The organism is Bathymodiolus platifrons methanotrophic gill symbiont, from assembly GCF_002189065.1.
Taxonomy (GTDB): Bacteria; Pseudomonadota; Gammaproteobacteria; order Methylococcales; family Methylomonadaceae; genus Methyloprofundus.
The window spans coordinates 1-1,423 of sequence record NZ_BDMN01000553.1; the positions used below are offsets into that span (position 1 = coordinate 1).

Here is a 1,423-nt window from a genome sequence, read left to right on the forward strand (position 1 = left end):
TTCAAGCGCTGGACGATTGAGAAAGCATTCAATAACAGTAAAAGTAATTTGAAAGAAACAAAAGCATGGTCTTCTGATAATAACTCACTCAAGAACCAGATGCGGCTGACAGCAATGAGCTACAACTTATTACGCACGGTCGAAGAGCTTTCTAAAATACAAGATCCAGAGTTGATTCACCCTTCTGATAAAAAGTACACCGAAGATCTTGAGAAAAGACAGCAAGCAGCTAAAAAAAGGGGAGGATTTGTGAATCCATTATTTTTTAATGAAAGAATCGCACGTATAAGCTCATATACTATTCGGGCTGTTCAAAACGCAATAATGACAGGAAAGTCGCTGAGTAGCTTTATCAATGCGCTTGTTGCTAAATTAGTTCCGAGGGTGAATCAGATAGGGGAACACTGATGCTGTAGATACTCTTCTTGTGTCGGTGTAATGAAAATTTGAGAAAAGGGAAATTTTGTGATCTCTCCTGTTTCTATGACTTGGGGACATGGTGCTAAATGTGGTATTGTTGCCACTTTTAAAATACGCACTAAACAAATTATGCAAAAGCGTTATAAAATTTGTAGCACTGTTACTTTACTGACATTACTCAATGGGTGTATGACATTTTCAGGGGATAGACTTTCTGATTTAAATCCTATTATTCCAAAAAGATCACCATCTATAGAGGAGAGTGTTGGTGACTTCACAATGCATATTGATGGGGGAAAGTTAATTACAAACAACAAGGCAGGCAGAATTATTAATGATAGCATTCTCGATAATTGGAAAAAAAATAACTACATTAGTGATTTTACCTACGTTCCAAAAGAGAAATTTACTGGAAATGCAGAATACAACTTAACCCTTAAAGGGCACCAGGAAGGTAATTCCAGTATTGTTATGCAGATCCTAAGTGGGCTTACTTTGTTTGTTATTCCGAATAGTGTAGATATAAGCTATGATTTGATATATGAACTTGAAGAAGTAAGTACGGGAAAAAAATATACAACAAAAGTTTCTGAGGATGTGGCAGTTACGCATTGGATACTATTTTTTCCTGCTTTGCCTTTTTCACTTATTGGATCTTTCAATGCTTTTGAACGGCTCTCCGAGCATGCCTATCAAGACTTTGATGAACAGGGTGCCTTTTAGGTTCTGTCGCATAAATCCCACTTCCCGACGTTATCTGCTATCATAATTCTCAATTTCACATCAGTCTGAATTCGTATAATAAGTGCATAGCTGTATAGTTTCACCACGTTATACCGGATTTAAAAAATTAAAAGGACAGCCCTGATAACATATTAAAACTTTCACCACAAAGGAATTAAGGGTCTATGCCATATTGAGTGTAAATACTATAATTGTAGATTTCCCTTAGCCCTAAAATTATAAAGATGAATAGCACCGAAATATTTTCACTCGCCTTAGG

At 36.3% G+C, this 1,423-nt stretch carries 2 protein-coding genes; both read left to right on the forward strand.

The window, feature by feature from the left end; all coding sequences use genetic code 11:
- Positions 1–408 (forward strand): hypothetical protein (locus CDZ78_RS20390; protein WP_211200787.1); only part of this gene is annotated, 408 nt, incomplete at its 5' end.
- Between the two features lie 57 nt (positions 409–465).
- On the forward strand, positions 466–1,143 hold the full coding sequence (locus CDZ78_RS20395; protein WP_140414269.1) for a hypothetical protein: 678 nt from the start codon (positions 466–468) through the stop codon (positions 1,141–1,143).
- Positions 1,144–1,423 lie beyond the last annotated feature (280 nt).